Origin of the sequence: Cognatundibacterium luofuense, assembly GCF_018139685.1 — a bacterium.
In the GTDB taxonomy this organism is placed as follows: domain Bacteria; phylum Pseudomonadota; class Gammaproteobacteria; order Burkholderiales; family Burkholderiaceae_D; genus Undibacterium; species Undibacterium luofuense.
On sequence record NZ_JAGSPN010000001.1, the window covers coordinates 460,709 to 482,485 of the forward strand.

At 51.8% G+C, this 21,777-nt stretch carries 17 protein-coding genes and 1 tRNA gene; 7 read left to right on the forward strand and 11 right to left on the reverse strand.

Going from position 1 to position 21,777, the window contains the following annotated elements:
* Nucleotides 1–36: 36 nt before the first annotated feature.
* From ggt to KDM89_RS02135, 7 genes are all read right to left on the reverse strand, one after another.
* Nucleotides 37–1,767 carry a gamma-glutamyltransferase gene (gene ggt, locus KDM89_RS02105; RefSeq protein WP_212686273.1) on the reverse strand — a complete coding sequence of 577 codons (1,731 nt, stop codon included), beginning with the start codon at nt 1,765–1,767 and terminating at the stop codon, nt 37–39.
* 299 nt (nt 1,768–2,066) lie between these two features.
* Entirely contained in the window at nt 2,067–2,612 is a 546-nt protein-coding gene (locus KDM89_RS02110) for a 50S ribosomal protein L25/general stress protein Ctc (RefSeq protein WP_212686274.1), read from the reverse strand.
* A 108-nt stretch (nt 2,613–2,720) separates the two neighbouring features.
* Nucleotides 2,721–3,683 carry a ribose-phosphate pyrophosphokinase gene (locus KDM89_RS02115; protein WP_189357114.1) on the reverse strand — a complete coding sequence of 321 codons (963 nt, stop codon included), beginning with the start codon at nt 3,681–3,683 and terminating at the stop codon, nt 2,721–2,723.
* A 117-nt stretch (nt 3,684–3,800) separates the two neighbouring features.
* A tRNA-Gln gene (locus KDM89_RS02120) sits at nt 3,801–3,877 on the reverse strand.
* Nucleotides 3,878–3,940: 63 nt separating this feature from the next.
* Complete coding sequence (ispE, locus tag KDM89_RS02125; RefSeq protein WP_212686275.1) at nt 3,941–4,801, reverse strand: 4-(cytidine 5'-diphospho)-2-C-methyl-D-erythritol kinase; 861 nt, start codon at nt 4,799–4,801, stop codon at nt 3,941–3,943.
* 5 nt (nt 4,802–4,806) lie between these two features.
* Nucleotides 4,807–5,382, reverse strand: coding sequence for an outer membrane lipoprotein LolB (locus tag KDM89_RS02130; protein WP_212686276.1), 576 nt, complete (start codon nt 5,380–5,382; stop codon nt 4,807–4,809).
* A gap of 72 nt (nt 5,383–5,454) precedes the next feature.
* Nucleotides 5,455–7,299 (reverse strand): tetratricopeptide repeat protein, encoded by a 1,845-nt coding sequence (locus KDM89_RS02135; protein ID WP_212686277.1) that lies wholly within the window; start codon nt 7,297–7,299, stop codon nt 5,455–5,457.
* A gap of 166 nt (nt 7,300–7,465) precedes the next feature.
* On the opposite strand from KDM89_RS02135, the gene mutM reads away from it, so the two are divergent.
* From mutM to KDM89_RS02170, 7 genes are all read left to right on the forward strand, one after another.
* Complete coding sequence (gene mutM, locus KDM89_RS02140) at nt 7,466–8,290, forward strand: bifunctional DNA-formamidopyrimidine glycosylase/DNA-(apurinic or apyrimidinic site) lyase (protein ID WP_212686278.1); 825 nt, start codon at nt 7,466–7,468, stop codon at nt 8,288–8,290.
* 108 nt (nt 8,291–8,398) lie between these two features.
* Nucleotides 8,399–10,336, forward strand: coding sequence for a dynamin family protein (locus KDM89_RS02145; RefSeq protein WP_212686279.1), 1,938 nt, complete (start codon nt 8,399–8,401; stop codon nt 10,334–10,336).
* Nucleotides 10,337–10,342: 6 nt separating this feature from the next.
* Nucleotides 10,343–11,476 carry an A/G-specific adenine glycosylase gene (gene mutY, locus KDM89_RS02150; RefSeq protein WP_212686280.1) on the forward strand — a complete coding sequence of 378 codons (1,134 nt, stop codon included), beginning with the start codon at nt 10,343–10,345 and terminating at the stop codon, nt 11,474–11,476.
* Nucleotides 11,477–11,574: 98 nt separating this feature from the next.
* Complete coding sequence (locus KDM89_RS02155) at nt 11,575–13,008, forward strand: alpha/beta hydrolase (protein ID WP_212686281.1); 1,434 nt, start codon at nt 11,575–11,577, stop codon at nt 13,006–13,008.
* The gene (locus KDM89_RS02160) at nt 13,005–13,835 is read left to right on the forward strand and encodes an ABC transporter ATP-binding protein (RefSeq protein ID WP_212686282.1); all 831 of its coding nucleotides are present in this window, start codon (nt 13,005–13,007) and stop codon (nt 13,833–13,835) included. Before KDM89_RS02155 ends, KDM89_RS02160 begins: the two co-directional genes overlap by 4 nt.
* On the forward strand, nt 13,832–14,995 hold the full coding sequence (locus tag KDM89_RS02165) for an ABC transporter permease (RefSeq protein WP_212686283.1): 1,164 nt from the start codon (nt 13,832–13,834) through the stop codon (nt 14,993–14,995). Before KDM89_RS02160 ends, KDM89_RS02165 begins: the two co-directional genes overlap by 4 nt.
* Nucleotides 14,996–15,544: 549 nt before the next feature.
* Nucleotides 15,545–16,408, forward strand: a complete 864-nt coding sequence (locus KDM89_RS02170) for a dienelactone hydrolase family protein (RefSeq protein ID WP_212686284.1) — start codon at nt 15,545–15,547, stop codon at nt 16,406–16,408.
* Between the two features lie 292 nt (nt 16,409–16,700).
* Here the strand turns inward: KDM89_RS02170 and rapZ are convergent, their stop codons facing one another.
* From rapZ to KDM89_RS02190, 4 genes are all read right to left on the reverse strand, one after another.
* Nucleotides 16,701–17,564, reverse strand: a complete 864-nt coding sequence (rapZ, locus tag KDM89_RS02175; protein ID WP_212686285.1) for an RNase adapter RapZ — start codon at nt 17,562–17,564, stop codon at nt 16,701–16,703.
* A gap of 2 nt (nt 17,565–17,566) precedes the next feature.
* Nucleotides 17,567–18,508, reverse strand: a complete 942-nt coding sequence (hprK, locus tag KDM89_RS02180) for an HPr(Ser) kinase/phosphatase (RefSeq protein WP_212686286.1) — start codon at nt 18,506–18,508, stop codon at nt 17,567–17,569.
* A 22-nt stretch (nt 18,509–18,530) separates the two neighbouring features.
* Nucleotides 18,531–19,004, reverse strand: coding sequence for a PTS sugar transporter subunit IIA (locus KDM89_RS02185; protein WP_212686287.1), 474 nt, complete (start codon nt 19,002–19,004; stop codon nt 18,531–18,533).
* A 98-nt stretch (nt 19,005–19,102) separates the two neighbouring features.
* Nucleotides 19,103–21,682, reverse strand: a complete 2,580-nt coding sequence (locus tag KDM89_RS02190; RefSeq protein ID WP_212686288.1) for a bifunctional diguanylate cyclase/phosphodiesterase — start codon at nt 21,680–21,682, stop codon at nt 19,103–19,105.
* Nucleotides 21,683–21,777 lie beyond the last annotated feature (95 nt).

Here is a 21,777-nt window from a genome sequence, read left to right on the forward strand (position 1 = left end):
TTTCCGCATACGCGGGAGTCTGTTTGTCCATTTTTTTTAATATCCCGCAGCTTTACCATCCGGATTACGCGGGTCGGAAAAACCCGCCAGTCCTTTCGGAGTCATCTGTATCGTCTGTGTTTTCCCCATCACCTGAGCGGGTTGCAGGTTTTGTCCGCGTTGCGCCAGCAAACGCAAGGTATCTGCGCTGATGCCCGGTTCATAGCGCAACTGGTCCGGCAGCCACTGCTGATGAATACGCGGCGCTACAGCCGCTTCGGCGGGATTCATGCCAAAGTCGATCATATTGACCAGTGTTTGCAAAACAGTGGTGATAATGCGGCTACCACCCGGACTGCCGGTTGCAATAACGGGCTTACCGTTTTGTAAAACCAGTGTCGGCGACATGGAGCTTAATGGCCGTTTCCATGCTCCTACGGCATTTGCCTCACCACCAACCAGTCCGAAGGCATTCGGTACACCCGGTTTAACGGAAAAATCATCCATTTCATTGTTCAGCAAGATGCCGGTACCGCTGGCAACGATGCCGCTGCCGAAATTCAGATTCAGCGTGTAAGTGGTGCTGACCACATTGCCATACTTATCGGCCACGCTGTAATGCGTAGTCTGATCGCTTTCGTAGGGTTGCAGTTTGCCGGCGCGAATCTCAGCGGATGGTGTTGCCTTGTCCTGTGAAATTTGTTGCACCTGTGTGGCCGCGTAAGCTTTACTCGTCAGCGCCTGAACAGGCACTTTGACATGATCCGGATCTCCCAGATACTCCGCACGGTCTGCATACGCGCGTTTCATGATTTCACTCATCTGATGGAGAGTCGCAGCGCTGTTATGACCCTGTTCGCGCAGCGGGAAGTGTTCCAGCATATTGAGCATTTGCACAATGTGTACACCGCCGGAACTTGGCGGCGGCATGGATACGACCTGATAGCCACGATAATCACCGCGTACCGGCACCCGTTCTGCTGCACGGTATGCACGCAAATCGTCCAGTGTGATCAGCCCGTCATGCGCCTTCATTTCTGCAGCGATTTTCTGTGCAATCTCTCCTTCGTAAAATGCTTTTGCGCCATCGCGTGCAATCAGTCGCAAGGACTTCGCCAGATCTGTCTGTTTTAACAATTCACCTGCCTGTAAAGCTTGCTGATTGCGGAAGAAGATTGCGCGACCAGCGGGCCATTTACCAAGATGACCAGCTTCCGCTGCAAGCAGACTGGCAAGATGGGGGCTGACCGTAAAGCCTTGTTCTGCGAGGCGTATCGCGGGTGCAAGCAGTTGCGCCCAAGGCAGACTGCCAAAGCGTTTATGCGCCAGCTCCAGACCTGCAACTGTTCCCGGAATGCCTACTGCCTGATGACTGTAGGTAGACTTTTCTGGGATGACATTACCCTGACTGTCCAGATACAAATCACGCTTCGCGCTGCGTGGTGCCAGTTCACGAAAATCCAGTGCTACCTGCTTCCCGCTGCGGGCGTCATGCACCAGCATAAAGCCGCCACCGCCGATGTTACCGGCGTTTGGTAAAACAACAGCCAGTGCAAAACCGGTTGCAATAGCAGCATCAATCGCATTTCCGCCACGTTGCAGAATATCCAGCCCAGCCTGTGATGCCAGTGCCTGCTCGCTGACAACCATGCCACTTTTTCCATATACAGGGCTGATAATCGGAAAGCTGGTGTCGTAACGTATTCCTGCTGCAATCTGAGCCTGACTGGCAGGGATGGCACAAATACTTAGTATTGCGGCGCTCAGCAGCGCGGTTTTCCATTTCATTCTGAGTAGCTCCGTTGGACAGGCAGAATCGCCGGTGCAGACAAGTTGATGACAGCCTGTCAGTTTAATCATAAATCCGGATATCCGCACAACTGAGTAAGGACGGATGTATGCTATCGCTGATCGATTGTCGGGACCAGACTTTAGTCATTGTGTGGTGACGAAAAACGGAACAGGGAAGGGAAGTGAAAAGGGAGGCAGGAAGGAAAAACTGTGGTAACTGTAAATGCAGTATAAGTGCTCAGAAAAACAAAAAAGCCAGCACAAGGCTGGCTTTTCCGGAAATCTGAATAAACAGATTAAGCAGCTGCGTTAGCAACAGTTGCGTCACCGTGAACAACGGTAACACCAGCTGGCAGAACCAGATCAGCAGCGTGGACAGACTGACCAGCTTCGATCTTGGACAGGTCTACTTCGATGAATTCTGGCAGATCTGCTGGCAGGCAGGAAACTTCAACGTCGTTCGCTACGTGGCTGATCAGAGCGGAAGACAGTTTAACTGCTGGAGATACTTCTGCGTTAACAAAGTGCAGAGGTACTTTGACAGTGATCTTCTGTGTCATGTCAACACGTTGGAAGTCAGCGTGCATAACCATTTGTTTGAAAGCGTGCATCTGGAAGTCGCGCAGCAGAACTTTTTCTACTTTGCCATCTACTTCCATATCCAGGATAGAAGCGTGGAATGCTTCTTTACGCAGTGCGTGGAACAGTGCGTTGTGATCCAGAGTGATTGCTACAGGGGCTTCTGTGCCACCGTAGATGATGCCTGGTGTCTGGCCAGCGCGGCGCAGGCGGCGGCTCGCTCCGGTCCCCTGCTCTTTGCGTGCGAATGCTGTGATTTTCATGGTGTAACTCCAAATTGTGCAAGCAATGCTTGCGGTGAAACGGCCCCGCGACCAGGGCCGCAAAAAAAGCGCCGCCCGAACCGGACGGCGCAAGAATGCTTTGTGTAATTAATCAGTGAACAGAGACATGACCGATTCACCTTTAGTGATACGGCGGAATGTTTCTGCCAGCAAGCTGTCACAGGACAGTTGACGGATTTTGCTGCAAGCGCGTGCAGCGGCTGTCAGCGGGATAGTGTCGGTAACGACCAGTTCATCCAGCGGGGAATTGGAAATACGATCCACTGCCGGGCCGGACAATACCGGGTGTGTACAGTAAGCCAGTACTTTCTTCGCGCCGCGTTCTTTCAGAACTTCAGCAGCTTTTACCAGTGTACCGGCTGTGTCGACCATGTCATCCATAATGACGCAGTTACGGCCTTCGACTTCACCGATGATGTTCATCACTTCAGAAACGTTCGCTTTAGGGCGACGTTTGTCGATGATTGCCAGATCGCAGTTCAGGCGTTTTGCCAGCGCACGAGCGCGAACAACACCACCAACGTCTGGCGAAACAACCAGCAGATCTTCGTAATTTTTTGCAACCAGATCGCCGAGCAGAATCGGGGATGCATAGATGTTATCAACAGGAATGTCGAAGAAACCCTGAATCTGATCTGCATGCAGATCCATAATCAGAACGCGGTCAACGCCGGCTTCTTCCAGCATGTTAGCAACAACTTTTGCAGAAATTGCCACACGCGCAGAGCGCGGACGACGATCCTGACGTGCGTAACCGAAGTAAGGGATGGCTGCGGTAATACGACCAGCAGATGCACGTTTCAGTGCATCAACCATCAGCATAAGTTCCATCAGGTTGTCATTGGTCGGAGCGCAGGTCGACTGCAGTACGAAAACGTCTTTACCACGAACATTCTCGTTAATCTCCACAGCAACTTCGCCGTCAGAAAATTTAGAAACATCGGCTTTTCCGAGCGGAATACCTAATTGCTTGGCAACACCGGCTGCAAGAGTCGGATTAGCGTTACCAGTGAAGACCATCATGTTGTCGTTGACGCGCGCGTTTGCCATGGCGGGACCTATCGGCTGAATATACGGTGAGGATGATGTCTGAGTCTATACGACAAATCATCAAAAGCAAAAACTGAAAAAGCCGCCGCACAAAGTATGCGGCGGCTTTCTGTATGTTGGCAGGGGAAAAAGGATTCGAACCTTTGCATGCCGGAATCAAAATCCGGTGCCTTAACCAGCTTGGCGATTCCCCTACACTAAAACCTGTTTTCTGCTAGCAGAACTTCGATTATTTTATCACGAAATTCGCTTCAGAATCAATCTTTTGTCTGCAGTTTTTTCATCATCGGATGAATGTTCAGTGATTTCGCTTTCCATAATTTCCAGTTGCCCTCGTGCTGTGTAATAATTTTATCGGCTTCTGATTCATCAGAAACAGCGCAAAACACACACGCTCCGGACCCTGTCATTTTTGCTGCTCCGAACTGATTTAGCCATTTAACGGCTTTATCTACTTCCGGATACAGCAGGCAAGCTACTGACTGCAGATCATTTTTCCATTTAACGAATTCGTCAGCAGGAAAGTCCGTTATTTTGACGGGTTTGGTGTCCCTTGTCAACAGGTCGGAGCTGAAAATTGCAGGGGTCGGTACATGCACTCCGGGTTCAATTACAACGTACCAGCAATCCGGCGTCTGTACCGGCTGTAATTCCTCGCCGATACCTTCAGCAAATGCATTTTCACCAAACAGGAAAAATGGTACGTCTGCACCGAGTTGCACACTGATGCGCATGAGTTCCTGCTGACTGAGGCCGGTTTGCCATAATGCGTTCAGCGCCATCAGTGTGGTTGCCGCATCTGATGACCCGCCTCCGAGGCCACCTCCCATAGGAAGTGTTTTATGCAGAGTCAGTCGGGCACCGAGTTGGCTATTTGTATGCTGTTGCAGCAGGCGTGCGGCCCTGACGATTAAGTCACTGTCTTCCGGTACGCCAGGAACATCATTGGTTCGGGTGATGCATCCGTCATCAGTAACTTCTGCATCCAGATAATCACTGTGATCAATCAGCTGAAATACTGTTTGCAGCAGGTGATAGCCGTCGGATCTGCGTCCGTTCACATGCAAAAAAAGATTCAGTTTTGCAGGTGCCGGGCAACGGGTCAGGGAAAGAGTCATGTTGTTTAATCTTCAGCTTCGAGAACGATTTGTATTATGACTTCACCTGCTTGTTCTGTATAACCGCTGATATCAATTCGTTTGGGTTTTCCCGCAGCATACCAACTGGCAAAGCGCAACTTCCAGCCACTTTGCTCCAGGCTCTGGTCTTCCGGATTGAGCAGTATGAATTGGCCGTCAGCGTTTTTAATTTTCCCCTGCAACCAGCCTTTCATACCGCTCGCTGGTAAGGGATAGCGCAGTACTTCTTCCAGTAACTGATCCAGATTGGCAGAAACAATAGCAGGTTTGCCCGGTTGTTCCAGCGAAGCCTGTTCCGGTTGTTCAGTAACGCGCGCAATGGTCTGACCTACCGGTGAGTATATTTGTATTTCCAGTTTGTCTTTTTGCTGTGACCAGTCAAATCTTCCGGGAAATTGTTGCGGTTTCCCCTGGATGTTATACCGGATAAATAATTTTCCGGAGCAACTGAATGCATCTGACTGTTCGGCGGTTTGATTGATGTTTTTCTGAACATGCGCCACCGGTGAAAGACTCTGACATCCGGAGAGTGAAATAGCACAGAAAATAACTGCCATCATTGATGGCAGCGGTCGGGAAAAAATGCTTGGCATAGCTTAGATTTCCGGTGATTTACGCCACCGGAACAAGAATCACAATTGAACTTTCAGACGGTCAAGGGTATTGCGCAGCGACTGATTGGTTGCATCTTTTTTCAAAGCGTCACGCCATATCTGCAGAGCAGTTGACTGATCCCCTTTTACCCAAAGAACCTCGCCCAGATGCGCTGCGATTTCAGGGTCGGTGCGCATGCTGAATGCTTTACGAAGAATTTCTTCCGCTTTTGCATGATCACCCTTACGGAAGTAAACCCAGCCAAGGCTGTCCAGAATATACGGATCTTCCGGCGCAAGCTGATTTGCTTTCTCAATCAGTGAAGTTGCTTCATCCAGACGGATATTTCTATCTGCAAATGAGTAACCCAGCGCATTGTAAGCATGCTGATTATCAGGGGCCAGTTGGATGACTTTACGCAACTGTGCCTCCATTTCTGTGAAATTCTGCTGGCTTTCCAGCACCATTGCATAGTCATACATCAGATCGCTGGCATTCGGAAAACGCTTAATGCCTTGTCGCAAGACTTCCACCGTTTCCAGCACGCTGCCACTGTCACGCAGTAACTGCGCTTCAGTCTGAATCAGTTGAATTTCTTCGGATTCGCTGCCGGCAGTCGTGGTGTGCAGGATATCCCTGGCTTGTGGGAGATTACCCATGCGTGCATACAAACTGGCACGGCGCAGTTGTACGCCAAACCACGCAGGATTGCGTCCATCCATCGCATCTACTTTTGCCAGCCATTCCTGAGCTTGCTGCGGATTTTTTCTTTCGTAAGCAATGCGGGCAAGGTTCAGATACGCCATTGTCAGATCGCGCTCTTCGCTTTTTTGCTCACTCAGTTGCAGATAGCGGATAAAGCCGGCTTCTGCCTCATCCAGCTGATGTTGTTCCAGTGCCAGTACTGCGAGTGTGTATGTTGCGTTGGTGTCTTCCGGTTTGTCACGAAGGATCAGTTTGAATTGAGCGGAGGCGTCTGCATAACGTTTTTGCTCAATCAGCAGGCTGGCCAGCGCAATTCGCAGATCTTGTGCAGCGGGATTTTTATCGATAAATGTCTGAAGTTCAGGAATTGCTTCGGCAGGTGCAGACGCTTGTGCAATAGTCAGAATTGCCAGTTCAGAATCAGGTTTCAACGTCAGTACCTGGCGCGCTTCACGAATGGCGCGGGCTTTGTCACCTGCATTCAGCGCCGCCTGTGCCTGTGCGACTTTGGCATCAGGACCGGACTGATATGGTGCAACAATCTGATCGAGCGCAGCTAATGCTGCTTGTTTGTCTTTTGCGCGGGAAAGCAGGCGCTGAGCCTGCAGCATCAGGATGCCGCGCTGTGCAGGCTGACTTTCTGCAAGTTTCTGGCTGTAGACGGATTTGATTTCATCCAGCTCGCCGTTAGTCAGCATAAAGCCGAGGTAGTATTGTGTCGCTTCGTTGGATTCAGGTGATAATTCGCGCCACAGTCGAATTGCAGAGAGCGCTTCGCCGGGCTGTCTGGCTGCAAGGGCCATTTCCATGGCGCGTTTGGCAATACGCGGATCACGTGTTTGCTGAGCAACGGACAGTAAAGTGACGTACGACGGTTGCCATTGCCCGCGCTGGAAAGCGATTTCGGACGCCAGAATTTTGTAAAAAAGTTCATCGGTCAGACGGACGTTCGGCAGCTTTTCCTCCGCTACAGCAATAGTGTTCGCTGTTTTGCCACCGGGAGCCGGTGTGGACAGTGCCGCAGTTGCTGCATCACGGGCATGGTGTGCATCTTCAGGTTGCAGAGCCCTTTGCTGACCAGTCGTTGCACAGGCGCTCAGGAGCAGTAAGCTGGCGATTGCACTGATCGGGCGAAATGCTGAAAGTGCAGGTTTGAAGGGTGCAAAAGTGGTATTCAAAGCAGATCCGATAAAAAATAAGCTGACCGATTGTACGCTGTATTGTGAATAACAGTATTCAATGACTTGTGCCGGATTGTAAATGTTTTTTGTCTGTCTTTTTGGTACTGCCGGATAGACTCGGACAAACTTTCAGACTGTCGGGTCTGCAATAAAAGGAGTGAAAATGCCGGAATTACCGGAAGTTGAAGTAACGCGTCTGGGTGTTGATCCCCATATCAGCGGAAAAACCGTAACAGCCGTCGTCATGCGCCGCGCAGGCTTGCGCTGGCCATTTCCGCCTCAGTTGCCAGCGCTACTGGAAAACAAAACCGTACAGCACACCGGACGACGCGGTAAATATCTGCTGCTTCACTTTGAGCACGGCACTTTGCTGATTCATCTTGGTATGTCTGGTCATTTACGGGTGGTGCCGCGCGGTAGCCCCGCCGAAAAGCATGATCATCTGGATATTGTGTTTGGCGAGCAGGCAGTCCGCATGACGGATCCGCGCCGTTTCGGTGCAGTGCTTTGGCATGATGCGGCAGATACATTGCCGCTGGCGCAACATGCGTTACTGAAAAAGCTGGGCGTGGAACCGCTGGATGATGGCTTTGACGGAGAAGTGTTGTATCAGGCTACTCGCAAACGACAGTCCGCAATTAAGCAGGTGTTGCTGGCCGGCGATATCGTTGTAGGCGTCGGTAATATTTATGCTTGTGAGAGTTTATTTAAAGCAGGTATTCATCCTGAAAAACCGGCAAGCAAGATCAGCAGAAAAAGTTATCAGTTACTGGCTCAGGCGATTCGTGAAACGCTGGCAGCAGCGATTCAGCAGGGCGGCAGCACATTGAAAGACTTTATTGGTGTCGACGGACAAAGCGGTTATTTTCAGCAAAGTTATTTTGTGTATGACCGTGAAGCACAGCCTTGCCGGATTTGCGCACACCCTGTGCAGCGTATTGTGCAGGGACAGCGCAGCAGCTTCTTCTGTAAGCATTGTCAAAAATGATACTTTGCGGAAAGAATGCGACGGCTGTGCACCGCTCAGAGGAGAAATGCGCATTTTTTGCCACGCTTACATATATACTTGGGATAGTAAAAAATATCAGAGGGAAACATGAGTAGTCTGGTTCGCAATTTCCAGGAATACAGTGAGTGGCGCAAAGGCGTGGCCCGTGCACTGCAGGACTATCGCGCCTGGATCAGTGGTTCTGATCTGGCGGATCAGGCGACAGATCAGCGTCTCTCGCGCCTGTCAGAACGTTTGGTCGACGATAAGTTATCCATCGCATTTGTCGCTGAATTTTCCCGCGGCAAGTCTGAACTGATCAATGCGATATTCTTTGCGGATTACGGTCAGCGCATATTGCCGTCATCCGCAGGCCGCACCACCATGTGTCCGACAGAGCTGATGTATGACGAAACGGTGCCGCCATGCATTCGTTTGCTGCCAATCGAAACCCGTGCGGAAGCACAATCCACCAGTGAATACAAAGGACAGAATCATGTCTGGAAAGTGTTGCCGCTGGATGTGCAGTCAGGTGACGGAATGCTGGATGCGTTCCGGCAGGTTAGCCTGACAAAAAAAGTCAGCGTGGATGTGGCAAAACAATATGGCCTGTTTGACGAACAGGACCCGGATGCCGCACTTGAAGTTGATGAAAACGGACTGGTTGAAATTTCTCAGTGGCGTCATGCGGTTGTGAATTTCCCTCACCCTTTACTCAAAGAGGGTCTGATTATTGTTGATACGCCGGGACTGAATGCTATCGGTACCGAACCGGAACTGACGCTGAACCTGATTCCGAACGCACATGCAGTATTGTTCATTCTGGCAGCTGATACCGGTGTAACCAAGAGCGACATTGATGTCTGGCGTAACCATATCGGTAACGGGCTCGGTCGTCTGGTTGTGCTGAACAAAATTGACAGCATGTGGGATGAGCTGCGTACCAAAGAAGAAGTTGATGGGCAGCTGAAGCGTCAGGTAGAAACTGTCGCACATACACTGGGTCTGGAAGAGAAGCAGGTTTTCCCGGTTTCTGCGCAAAAAGGTCTGGTCGCAAAAATTAATAAAGATGCACCATTACTGGCGCGCAGCCGTTTGCCGGCGCTGGAACACGCATTGTCAAAAGAACTGATTCCCGCCAAGCAGGATATTATCCGCGGGCAACTGACCAGTGAAGTCAATGAAATTGTCGGTACACAGCAGGCAATGCTGGCATCCCGCAGTCGCAATGTCATTGAGCAGATGCTGGAACTGAAAAGCCTGCGCGGTAAAAACATGAATGTCATCGAGCACATGATGAAACGTGTTGATGCCGAGAAAAAAGAATTCGATGCAAGCCTGATCCGCATGCAAGGTACGCGTTCCGTCTTTACCCGTTTATCTACCGAAGTGTTCACAACACTGGGTATGGATATTCTGCGTGAGGAAGTGCGTCAGACCCGCGAAGCGATGGAAAAAAGCCGCACATCGCTGGGATTGCTGGATGCAGTCAAACAATTCTTTTCCCGTGCCCGTGCAAATCTGATTCAGTCTAACAAGAAGACGGATGAAATTTCAGAAATGATGGGCGTGATGTACCGTAAGTTCTCTACCGAACACGGACTGGCGCTGTCCGCACCGATGTCTTTTTCGCTGGATAAGTATGTCGAAGAACTGGATGCGATCGAACTGGTTTTCCAGAAGCAGTTTAATATCGTGACGATATTGCCGCAGACCCGTACTACGCTGATGCATAAATTCTTCGATTCGATTGCCGCGCGTATTAAACAAAACTTTCTTCAAGCCAATAAAGATGTAGAGGCATGGCAGAAAGTGGTGATGGCACCGTTAGAGGCACAGATACGTGAACATAAGCTGCAACTGAAAAATCGTATGCAATCGATTCAGCGTATTCACGTTGCGACTGACAGCCTTGAAGATAAAATCGCCAGCTTTGAAAGTATTCAGGCTGAGCTGGATGCGCAGAAGCAAAAAATGTCTGAACTTGAAACGCAGTTACGCACTGCGCTGGCTGCAGACTTAAACCCTATGCGTGTCGCAGCCTGATTTGGTATGACAGTTTTACATCCTGATCTGGCGGCAACAGCCGCCAGTTTTTTTTCTGACGGGCCTTCTTTAGGCGATCGTGTTGTTCAGTGGCAGCGTGTGCATGGCCGTCACGATTTACCCTGGCAGAAAAACCGTACTGCTTACCGTGTCTGGCTGTCGGAAATTATGCTGCAACAGACACAGGTAACGGCGGTAATTCCCTATTACGAGCGCTTTTTGCAGCGCTTTCCCGATGTGTTCAGCCTCGCTGAGGCACCCATTGAAGATGTGATGGCATTGTGGGCAGGCCTGGGCTATTACACCCGTGCGCGCAATCTGCACCGGTGTGCGCAGGAAGTGGTTGCAACTTATCGGGGGGAATTTCCGGCTGATCCTGTGCTGTTACAGGCATTGCCGGGTATCGGTCGTTCTACTGCTGCTGCGATCAGTGCTTTTTCCTACGGTACCCGTGCTGCGATTATGGATGGCAACGTGAAGCGGGTGTTTGCGCGTGTGTTCGGTATCCGCGAATATCCCGGTAATAAGCCTGTGGAGGATCAGCTCTGGTTGCTTGCAGACAGCCTGTTGCCAGCCGAAGGAATCGATGCTTACACCCAGGGCCTGATGGATCTTGGCGCAACAGTGTGCACACGGAGCAAACCGGTATGCATGCTTTGTCCGTTACAGCCGCATTGTGTTGCCAATCGTGAGCAGCTGACTGCGGAGTTACCAGTACGCAAACCCAAGAAAGCAGTACCGAGCAAGCGGGTATTGATGCCGGTCGTCATGGTAAACGGACAGGTGCTGCTCGAGCAGCGTCCGCCATCCGGTATCTGGGGTGGTTTGCTGTCGCTGCCGGAAATTGGCGGTATGCAACTGGCGGATGATGCATTGTTTGAACCGGATACAAATGCCGTCAGCGCTTTTGCAGAAAAATTCACAGAGGTGCAGTCAGTTCGCCTGTTGCCCGATTTCGAACATGTATTTACGCACTTCCGGCTGCAGATTTTTCCGGTGATTGCTGAGGGCTCCCGCTGGTTGCCGCAAGTGGCTGAAAGCAGATACAGCATTGCTTCTCCTGAGCAAGCGGATACGCTGGCGCTGCCTGCACCGGTTCGCAGTTTGCTGACAACGCTGGTGCAAGACAGTTCGCTCTGAGGCCGTTGTTTTATGTTGCACATCAGCACAGATTTTCATAGTTAAGAAAATAAGCATGAATTACACTCCTTGTTTTGTATCAACACAGGGAGTTTCACTTGTCTGCTATTTCACGCACAGGCTGGTTACTGTCCGGTCTGTTGTTTTCCGGTGTCGCGGCTGCACAAACCACAGCATGCCGCCACCCGGATTTCCCACAGGAAGTGCGTTGCGGTGTCGTGCAACAGCCACTGAATCCCGCTCAGCCTTCCGGTCAGAGAATCGATATTCATTACGTTGTTCTGCCGTCGCAGGATAAAAATAAACTGCCGGATGCCGTGTTTTTATTAGCAGGCGGGCCGGGGCAGAGTGCTATCCAGTTAGCCGGTGCCGGCAATGGCATGCTGTCGCGCCTTAATAAACGTCGTGATCTGGTATTCGTTGATCAGCGCGGCACCGGTAAGAGTGCCAGTCTGCAATGCCCCGAGCTGGAAAAAGATGATTTCAACGGCGACGATGACACCATGTATCAGCGCATGGAGCAATGCCGGACAAGGTTACAAAAACTGCCGCATGGTCAGCTCGATCAGTACATCACCAGTATTGCGGTGAATGATCTGGAAGCGGTGCGTCGTCAGCAGGGTTACGGGCAAATTAATCTGGTTGGTGTTTCTTACGGTACCCGCGTCGGGCTTGAGTATCTGCGCCAGTTTCCTTCACAGGTAAGACGCCTGGTGCTGGATGGTGTTGTACCGCCGGACATGCGCTTACCTGCCGAAGATACCGCCGTGGCACTGGACGGCGTCTTTGCTTTCTGTGAGCAGGATAAAGCCTGTAAGCAAGCCTATCCGGATGTCCGCGCTCAATGGAATCGTCTGCTGCAGAGCCCGCCGCAAAAAGTCAGCCTCCAGCATCCCCGTACAGGTCAGATGCAGACAGTGACCATCACACCATCGTCCGTGATCGGAATGGTACAGCGAACCTTATATGTACCGGCGCAGACAGCAATGCTGCCGTTCGCGATCAGCCGTGCAGCACACGGAGATTTCCTGCCGCTGGTGACGATGAGCGGCGGCGGTAATTTGCCGGGTGCAGCCAGTATGAGTTTCGGTATGCACTATGCAGTCTGGTGCAGCGAAGCCTTGCAGCGTCCGGCACCGAAAAATGATGGCAGTGTCTTCCTGCAGAATGCCGAAGAAAATTATCAGCGCATCTGTAAAAACTGGCCACGGGCCAAAGTGCCTGAAGCATTTTACTCTGTTCCGCCTGCACCTGTGCCTGTGCTGCTGCTGAGTGGCGGTATTGATCCGGTTACACCAACCCGCCACGGTGATGCGGTTGCAAAAGCACTGGGAGCGAAAACGGTACATATCAGTGTGCAGCACGCCGGACACGGTATGTTAATGAATGCATGTATTCGTGATGTGAACTATCGCTTCATTCATGCAAAAGATGAAAAAGAGGCGCTGGCAGTGAACCAGCGTTGCGTTAAACAAATTCCGCGCCCGATGGCCTGGATGCCGGTGCAGGCGAAGTCGGAGGTGCAGCCATGATTGTTGTTGAAGATCTCAATAAACATTTCATCCGTCAGGGAGCGCAGGCGACAGCAGACTGGCGTCAGGTTTTGCGCTCACTGGGTCTGATGAAAAAACAGCAGGAACTGGTCAAGGCAGTCAACGGCGTCAGCTTCCGTGCGGAAGATGGCGCGATTACCGGATTGCTCGGCGCGAACGGCGCCGGAAAAACAACCACGCTGCGTATGATTGCTGCGCTGCTGCCATCTGACAGCGGCAATATTCTGGTGGATGGCGCAGCGGTGACACCGGGCAGTTACGCCACGCAGTCGCAAATGGGCGTGTTATCCGATGCACGCGGACTGTATCCGCGTCTGACTGCCCGCGAAAACATCCGCTACTACGGCCGTTTGCACGGACTGAGTGCAGAGCAGACGGAACAGCGTATTGAACAGCTGGCGCAATGGCTGGAAATGCAGCCTTTACTGGACCGTCGTACAGAAGGATTCAGCCAGGGTGAACGCATGAAAACTGCGCTGGCCCGTGCTCTGGTACATGATCCGAAAAACATTATTCTTGATGAGCCGACCAATGGCCTGGATGTGGTGGCAACCCGTGCCCTGCGTGAATTTTTGTTATTCCTGAAATCACCGCAGGGTGGCGGCAAGTGCATTATCGTGTCCACCCACATCATGCAGGAAGTGGAGCGTTTGTGTGATCACGTGGTGATTGTGGCTGGCGGCCGCAATGTGGCGGAGGGAACTGTGACACAGCTGAAGCAGTTGTCCGGACATCAGGATTTTGAAGATGCATTTGTATCGCTGGCATTTGCAGGTCAGTCGCATCAGCACAAGGAGGCAGTATGAGCGTGGGTTTCACGATTGTTCTGAAAGAACTGAAAGATGCATTGCGCGACAAACGTACGCTGCTGACAGCATTGGCGACTTCGCTGTTCGGTGTGCCGCTGATGCTGCTGATTTTTTCGGTGGTTTTGTCGCAGGTGGAAGGGCAGGAAGAGCGGCGTGAAGTCATGGCGGTGGGTATGGAACATGCGCCACAGCTGGAAAATTTCATTCAGCGTCAGGGCTATACCATCTTAAAAGCGCCTGCTGATTACGAACAGAAATCACGCAGTAAAGAACTGAGTCTGCCGGTGTTGCTGGTGCCGGAAGATGCGGAACAGCGCTTTCTCCATGGCGAAAAAGTCACTTTGAAAATCGCGTATGACACAGCGAACCGCAGCGCAGAATTCGGCTTACGTCCTTTGCGCCGTCTGCTGGAGGGTTTTGCACAGGAAACCATGATTGCTGATCTGACCATGCGTGGTATTTCCAGTGATTTGCTGCAGCGTGTGGAAGTGAAGGAAGTGTATTTGCGGGCGGCGGAAGAGCGCCGTGCCACCGTGACGGAAATGCTGCCGATGATGGTGCTGATGGCGATTGTGGTGGGTGGTATGTATGCATCGATTGACACGACAGCCGGTGAACGCGAACGCGGATCGCTGGAACCGCTGATGATGAATCCGGTGGGTGGTGTGCAGTTGGCGCTCGGTAAATGGCTGGCAGTCACGCTGGTCGGTATGGCAGTGCTGGCGCTGACAATACTGAGCTTTTTCCCGACGCAGGCGCTGATTCAGAATGAAACTCTGAAGGCAGAATTTCAGTTCGGCCTGCGCGATGCCGGTTATTTCATGCTGGTGCTGACACCGCTGGTAGCGATGGTGTCGGCGATACAGATTGCACTGTCGCTGAGTTGCAAGAGCTTCAAAGAAGCGCAGATTCGTACGCAGCTGACCACGATGATCATTCCGATGATTTCTCTGGTACCGGTTATGTTCCCGGGACGTGAGCCGGCATGGACAGCATGGGTTCCCGTGCTGACACAGAATCAGATGCTGGGCAAAATCCTCAAAGGAGCCAGTCTGGACTGGACAGCAGTCGGCGTTTCATGGGTTGCCGCAACGGCGTTGACAGTCATTTTCCTTGCTTACACAGCACGTAAAATGCGTCAGGTTGTTATGCTGTAACTGCGAAGCGGCATCAAAAAGACAAACCGCTGGTGTGAACTCACCGGCGGTTTTTTATCGCCTCATGCTTGTGATGAATGTGAAAGCTATGCAAATATCGTCATCAGCGCTTTTTGAAAGTCCGGACTTTCTGCCGACGACAGAGGAGTTGCTGTGCTGAACTCCGCATTTGGCACGGAAACGGGCAATTACGTGCCGGCAGATAGCCTCTGGCCGTGTTGAAGTGATACCGCCGGGGCGCGATGAGCCTAGAACTCATTTCATAAATACCCGCGAGATGCGTTTGCCTCATAGCGCAGGCTGGCAAGGCGGACAAGGCAGTAAATAGCGGCGCTATTTACAACGCGTCCAACGCTGTCCAGCGTGCGCTATGAGGCAAACCCTCCGGGAACGGAGGTGCCGGGCGCATTGCTTTGTTGCGTCGCTTGCACAGGCACCAGCCTGTGCTGCGCAACGGCGCCGCGCACTGCCTCCCGGCACCTCGCGTTCGCACTCGTGGCTATTTATGAAATGAGTTCTAATCATCAGCCATGACTCAGGAGTGAAACGATGTTGAAACAATGCGGCTTGTCGCTGCTTTTTTTGCTGATGTCCGCACATGCCACCGCAACCGTTATCGAGGAAGTTATCGAGGTGCCGGTCAGCGTCAGGAATATATATGGTCAGGAAGTCAGTCAGCGAATCAAAGTAACGGTTTTTCGGGACGATCAGCGCATGAATGCGCCGTATCTGGTGCTGAATCATGGCCGGCCTGCGAATGGCAATCTCGCTGGTATGCAGCGTCAGCGCTATTCAGAAAACTCCCGCTATTTTGTCTCTCTGGGATTTGCCGTACTGGTGCCGACCCGTGTCGGCTATGGCGAATCCGGCGGCCCGGATGTGGAAGACTCCGGCCGCTGTGATTCCCGCCAGTACCCGCCTGCATATGCTGCAGCGGCCGATCAGACCATCGCAGTGCTGAAGCACGTTGCAGGCTATTCCTATGTGAACGCCGCGCGCGGTATTGTTGTCGGCCAGTCTTTTGGCGGAGCGACGGCAATCGCTTTATCTGCCAGAGAGGTGCCCGGCATGGTGGCAGCAGTGAACTTTGCCGGCGGTGGTGGCGGTGATCCGGTCGGGCATCCCGGTGTTCCGTGCAGCGCGTACCGGATGACGGCAATGTTCCGCAGTTACGGTACGACGGCAAAGGTGCCGACCTTGTGGTTATACAGCGAGAACGATCAGTTCTGGGGAAAAAAACTGCCGCTTGAATGGCTTGCTGCGTATACCGGCGCGGGCGGCAAGGGCGAATTTGTCCAACTGCCGCCATATAAAGAAGATGGTCACGCCAGCTTTGTCGGTAACCGGGCAGCATGGCAACCTGCGTTCGAACAATTCCTGAGAAAGCTGGATTTTTTGCCAGCGTCGCCTTGAATATCTGATACCGACAGGACGACTGAGGGAACGGATGGAATGACATCGCCTGAACCGGAACAGAAGTCACGTACGTCGGATGCTGCAGAAATCGTCATCGGCCATTAGCGTAAGTCCGGACTTTCTGCCGACGACAGGGGAGTTGCTGTGCTGAACTCCGCAAAACAGGCATTTTCCGGCAATGCGGGGCAGCAAAGTCAGTTCCGGTACGATGGTGTGCAACAGCAATAAAAAACGGCGCACTGTCATCGGTGCGCCGCTCAGATCAGACTATGCAAATACGATGGCTTGCTTATTGCAAACGGCGGTGCCTTACCAGAACATCTTCAAGTTTCGCGAAATGCCGCGCCAGTTTTTCCACCATAAACACGGAACGGTGCTGTCCGCCGGTGCAGCCGATCGCCACGGTCAGATAGCTGCGGTTATCTTTCTTGAACGATGGAATCCATTTTTCCAGAAATTGCAGAATATCGTGATACATCTCATGCGCCATTGGCTGATTTTCAAGGAAATCAACAACCGGCTGATCACGTCCAGTCAGATCACGCAGAGCCAGATCGTAATGCGGGTTCGGCAGCATGCGGACGTCGAATACCAGATCCGCATCCAGAGGAACGCCGCGTTTGAACGCAAATGATTCAAACATCAGCACCAGAGGAATATTCGGGATGCCGATGAAATCTTTGACCCATGCGCGTAGCTGATTCGCACGCAAATCGGTGGTGTCGATCACGTGCGCCAGCCCCTGAATCGGCGCCAGAATGTCGCGCTCCTCATCCAGACATTCAGTCAGGGTTTTGGTCGGCGTCTGGTTCATATCCAGATTCAGGCGGCGTGACAAAGGATGACTGCGGCGTGTTTCAGAAAAACGGGCGACCAGAGATTCTGTGCTGGCGGTCAGAAACAGAATCCTGACATGGTGACCCTCTTTCTTCAGCATCTGTATGGTTTGCGGCAGAAAATGCAATCCGCTGGCGCTGCGGGTATCAATTGCTATGGCGGCAGATAACTGATTATCCGTGACCAGGGTTTCCACCAGTTGTGGCAACAATCCCGGCGGCAGATTATCAACGCAGTAATAATTGGCATCTTCCAGCACGCGCAGCGCGACCGATTTACCGGCACCGGAAATGCCCGAGATGAGTAAAATTTCCATGCTTAGTCTCCGGCTTCCATCGCCTTGCGCTGGCGTTCCATGAAATCTTCCAGCGTGTTGATTCCGCGTAATTGCAGAATGGTGTTGCGTACCGCAGCCTCCAGCAATACCGCGATATTGCGGCCGGCTGCCACCGGAATCACCACTTTGCGTATTGGTAAGCCGAGCACGTCTTCGGTCTGCGAATCAATCGGCAAACGCTCATAGTTTTCTTCCAGCGTACTGCGTCTGACCAGATGCACAATCAGCTTCAGCCGCATTTTGCGGCGCACGGCAGTTTCACCGAAAATCGCACGGATATCCAGCAGGCCCAGACCGCGGACTTCCAGCAAATTCTGCAATAGTTCCGGGCAGCGGCCTTCGATCATATTCGGTGCGATACGGGAAAATTCAACCGCATCATCTGCCACCAGCCCGTGACTGCGGGAAATCAGTTCCAGACCCAGTTCACTTTTACCGAGACCGGATTCACCGGTAATCAGCACGCCGACGCCGAGTACATCCATGAATACCCCGTGCATCGTGACTTTTTGTGCCAGTTTTTTGGACAGATAGACACGCAGGTAATCAATCACCTGTGCCGACGGGAATGGTGTGGAAAACAGCGGGATATTGTTATCGTCGCACTTGGTCAAAAAGTCCGCAGGCGAATCCAGACCCTGCGCAACAATCAGTGCCGGTGGCTGTCCTGCAACCAGTTCGCGGATCAGATTGCCGCGTGATGCCGGTGATAAACGATGATAGTAAGCAAGTTCCTGATGGCCCAGCACCTGAATGCGGCCAGGATGAATCAGGTTTAAGTGGCCAACCTGGTCAGCGGCAGAAGCGGCATCACCGGTGATACATTTGTCTGCACCGGCAAAGCCGGCGAACCAGCCAAGCTGCATACTGTCACGGTTATCGTCGTAAATCTTTTGTATCGTGAGTTCTGTATTTAAGGGCATGGTTCGGTGCTGAAATCAGGGTTCAGGAAAGCTGCGGGCTACCCGGCTGCCATGCCATAATTTTCTGATGTACGATGGCAGGATCGGGTTCATTGCTGAGTTCGTTACGGAAGTTTTCGCTGGACAGCATTTCCGCGATTTCCGACAGTGTTTCCAGATGTTGTTGCAGTACATTGTCCGGCATCAGCAGGAAGATCAGCAGAGTGACAGGCTGACCATCCGGTGACTCAAACGGAATACCGTCTTTCAGACGCACAAACGCTGCGATCGGCGCTTTGAGGCCCTTGATACGGCCATGCGGTACCGCAACGCCGTGACCAAGACCGGTAGAACCGAGGCGCTCACGTGCAAACAGATTTTCAGAAACGGTAGAACGGGCAATGCTGCAATTGTTTTCAAACAGCAGCCCCGCTTGTTCAAATGCTCTTTTTTTACTGGAGATTTCCAGATCCAGCAGAACATTTCCAGGCGGGAGAATTTTTGCAATATTTGTCATGATGCAATAAAAGTGACGGCCTAGTGTGCAAAATGCAAGACCAGCAATACCCGAATTATAGGCTGGAAACCCTGCTCAGGTGTAGAGAATGGTGAAATTCAGGCTGGCTTGCGCGACAGCAGTGCACCGAATTTTTCAGCAGTGACCGGCGGGCTGAAATAATAACCCTGTAAATCGTGGCAGCCGGTTTCAGACAGGAAATGCAGCTGTGCCTCGGTCTCCACACCTTCCGCCGTTACCCGCATTTTCAGTGCACTGGCCATGGCAATAATGGCTTGCGTCAATGCGATGGAATCCTGATGGTCAGGAATCTGATGAATGAAGGAACGGTCGATTTTCAGGTTATCAATCGGGAAGCGTTGCAGGTAAGAGAGCGATGAGAAGCCTGTCCCGAAGTCATCCAGAGAAATACTGACACCCAGTGCACGCAGTGCATTAAAGACTGGCAGCAGTTGCTCAGGATCGCTCATTAATAAGCCTTCGGTGATTTCAAGCTGCAGTGCAGTGCCGGGTAAACCAGTCCGGTCGAGTACTCCGGCGATAAAAGCAGGCAGTGCAGCATCTGCAAATTGCTTTGGCGAAATATTGACGCTGATTGTCAGATCAGATGCGGTTTGCCGCCGCCATTGCATAGTTTGCTGACAGGCTTGTTCCAGCACCCAACGGCCTATCGGCAGAATCAGTCCGAGCTCTTCCGCAATCGGAATAAATTCGGCAGGTGAGGTTAAACCCATTCCCGGCATATTCCAGCGTATCAGCGCTTCAGCACCGATAATTTGTCCGCTGTGCATGGCGATTTTCGGCTGGTAATACACCTCAAATTCATGCTCGATCAATGCACGGCGCAGACTGCTTTCGATGGTGTACCGGTGTTGTGCGCGGACGTTCAGCTCCGTAGTGAAGAACTGATAATTATTTTTGCCGCATTCTTTGGCGTGATACATCGCTGAATCAGCGCAGCGCATCAGTTCAGATACATCACTGCCGTCATGCGGATAAATACTGATACCGATGGATGTGCCCAGATGATATTCCTTGCCATCGATATAAAACGGGATATGCAGTTGCTGTAACACCTGATCACCGATGGCACGGATTTGTGCAGCATCGCGCAGATTTTCCACAACAATTACGAATTCATCGCCACCGAGCCGCGCCAGCAGATTGTGTTCACTGACACAAAGACGCAAACGCTGAGCCACTTCACGCAATAGGGTGTCTCCTGCTGCATGCCCCGCCGTATCGTTGACGTTTTTAAAACGATCCAGGTCCAGAAACATCAGCGCGACTTTTTGCTGTAACTGAGCGGCATCGGAGACGGCTTTATTCAGACGCTGATTCAGATAGTGTCGGTTCGGCAAGCCGGTCAGCGCATCATATGAAGCCATGTAACTGAGCTGCTGCTGAGTCGCACGCATTTCTGTGGTGTCTGTGAACGATACCAGCACCGAAGAGACGGTATCACCGGATTTACGGATAATCGGCAGACAGTTAATTTGCAGCCAGACCACGGAATTATCCTGTAATTCCACACCCAGCGTTAAATCGAGAATCGGTTCACCATTACGGAATACGCGGGATGCCGGATCATTGCCAGTGTCGACGGTAGTGCCGTCTTCTGTGAATAATCGGCGGAAATAGCGCTGTCGTTTTTCCGATGTTTCCGGATAGTCGATTTTCAGAATTTTCAGTGCAGAAGGATTGCTGGTCAGGATCTGGCCTTTCGAGCCAATCACCATAATTCCCTCTGTCAGATTTGTCACCACGGAGCGATAGCGTTCCTCGCTTTCCTCCAGGCTTTGCTCCATATTCTTTTTATCGATGGCCAGTCCGATCAGATCGGAAGCATCGGTAATCATGCTTTGCTCATCGTCATTCGGATGATGTTCATAATCATAATAAACATCAACAGAACCCAGTACATTGCTGAACGCAGTACGAATCGGCAGCGACCATGCTGCACGGATACCGGCAGCAGCGGCAACTGATTTCAGGTTTTCCCACGAGGGGCTGAGGCTGATATCCTGCACAATCGTAATACGGTCATAAAACACTGCTTCAGCAGAACAACCGTGGCTGGTGCCAACTTGTAAAACAGACAGGGCGCGGGTGAAGGATTCCGGTAAGGAAGGGCCAGCGCCAAGACGCAAAATACCATCCTCAGGATGATAAAGACTGATAGCGCACATCGCACCGTTATCCAGCAAGCGCTCCATCCTGTCGCAAACGTCTTCTAGGATATCTGTCAGTGGCTTATCCAGCGCAATCATTTCGAGAATTTCTTTCTCGTGGTGAAGCGCTTCATGCACACGGCTGCTCGGATGCTGGCTGCTGATCATCACAGGATACGCGGCCGGAGAGCTGCGTTGTTTGCGGGCAGTAATCAGAATGGCCGGAATGTGATCCAGCATAAAACCGCGGCTGTAAATTTCCAGGTCAATGCGGCTGCCATCCAGCGCCTTACACTGAAAGTACTGAGGGCCGGGAATGCGTTCGTTCTTCCCGATTTCAAATAACTGGCGGACAGTCTGGTGATGCTGAGCGATCAGAAATTCTTCAGGGCACAGGCCAAGAATTTGTGAAAGAGATTCGGCCTTTAATAATTCTAATCCCGCAGGATTGGCAAAGCTGATGCGCTGATCGGTCAGCACATAGACTGCGTCTGGTAAAAGTTGCAATAGCCCGGGGTGCCATTCAGAGCGGATTTCACTGGGTGGAACTGGTGTGTTCTTAGACGTGTTGACGGGTATCACGACAAAAATCTGCAGGATGG

What these genes read in the sequence shown, in the direction of transcription:
- ggt (WP_212686273.1), bottom strand. Translation starts at nt 1,767, where the DNA reads ATGAAATGGAAAACCGCGCTGCTGAGCGCCGCAATACTAAGTATTTGT.
- KDM89_RS02110 (WP_212686274.1), bottom strand. Translation starts at nt 2,612, where the DNA reads ATGAAAATCACAGCATTCGCACGCAAAGAGCAGGGGACCGGAGCGAGC.
- KDM89_RS02115 (WP_189357114.1), bottom strand. Translation starts at nt 3,683, where the DNA reads ATGGCAAACGCGCGCGTCAACGACAACATGATGGTCTTCACTGGTAAC.
- ispE (WP_212686275.1), bottom strand. Translation starts at nt 4,801, where the DNA reads ATGACTCTTTCCCTGACCCGTTGCCCGGCACCTGCAAAACTGAATCTT.
- KDM89_RS02130 (WP_212686276.1), bottom strand. Translation starts at nt 5,382, where the DNA reads ATGATGGCAGTTATTTTCTGTGCTATTTCACTCTCCGGATGTCAGAGT.
- mutM (WP_212686278.1), top strand. Translation starts at nt 7,466, where the DNA reads ATGCCGGAATTACCGGAAGTTGAAGTAACGCGTCTGGGTGTTGATCCC.
- KDM89_RS02145 (WP_212686279.1), top strand. Translation starts at nt 8,399, where the DNA reads ATGAGTAGTCTGGTTCGCAATTTCCAGGAATACAGTGAGTGGCGCAAA.
- mutY (WP_212686280.1), top strand. Translation starts at nt 10,343, where the DNA reads ATGACAGTTTTACATCCTGATCTGGCGGCAACAGCCGCCAGTTTTTTT.
- KDM89_RS02160 (WP_212686282.1), top strand. Translation starts at nt 13,005, where the DNA reads ATGATTGTTGTTGAAGATCTCAATAAACATTTCATCCGTCAGGGAGCG.
- KDM89_RS02165 (WP_212686283.1), top strand. Translation starts at nt 13,832, where the DNA reads ATGAGCGTGGGTTTCACGATTGTTCTGAAAGAACTGAAAGATGCATTG.
- KDM89_RS02170 (WP_212686284.1), top strand. Translation starts at nt 15,545, where the DNA reads ATGTTGAAACAATGCGGCTTGTCGCTGCTTTTTTTGCTGATGTCCGCA.
- rapZ (WP_212686285.1), bottom strand. Translation starts at nt 17,564, where the DNA reads ATGGAAATTTTACTCATCTCGGGCATTTCCGGTGCCGGTAAATCGGTC.
- hprK (WP_212686286.1), bottom strand. Translation starts at nt 18,508, where the DNA reads ATGCCCTTAAATACAGAACTCACGATACAAAAGATTTACGACGATAAC.
- KDM89_RS02185 (WP_212686287.1), bottom strand. Translation starts at nt 19,004, where the DNA reads ATGACAAATATTGCAAAAATTCTCCCGCCTGGAAATGTTCTGCTGGAT.